Below are 318 nucleotides of genomic sequence, written 5' to 3'. Positions count from 1 at the left end.
CGCGGCCCGCCCGCGGCGGCGCCCGGGCCGACGCCGGGCTCAGCCGGCGCGGCGGTACAGGGCGTAGCGCACCTCGCGCGTGCGGCCCTCGCGGTGCACGATCCACGCCGCCGGCAGCGCCAGCGGCGCGTCCAGCGGGGCTTCCACGTACAGCCAGGCCGAAGGCGCCAGCCTCGGCAACAGCGCCGGCCACACCGCGTCCCACAGCCCGGCCGCGAACGGCGGGTCGACGAAGGCCAGGTCGAAGCCGGGCGCGTCCGCGGGCGGCGGCTGCGCCAGCCACGCCAGCGCATCGGCCTGGACCACCTGCGCGGCCTC

General features: G+C 80.5%; 1 protein-coding gene. It reads right to left on the bottom strand.

Annotated elements, in window-relative coordinates; all coding sequences use genetic code 11:
- Window positions 1–39: 39 nt before the first annotated feature.
- The coding region (locus tag A7A76_RS02440) for an RsmD family RNA methyltransferase (protein WP_206409703.1) at window positions 40–318 on the bottom strand (279 nt) is incomplete at its 5' end.

Origin of the sequence: Lysobacter enzymogenes (assembly GCF_017168095.1) — a bacterium.
In the GTDB taxonomy this organism is placed as follows: Bacteria; Pseudomonadota; Gammaproteobacteria; order Xanthomonadales; family Xanthomonadaceae; genus Lysobacter; species Lysobacter enzymogenes_D.
The sequence above is the reverse complement of the archived record's forward strand: the minus strand, read 5'-3'. Positions and strand labels throughout refer to the sequence as shown.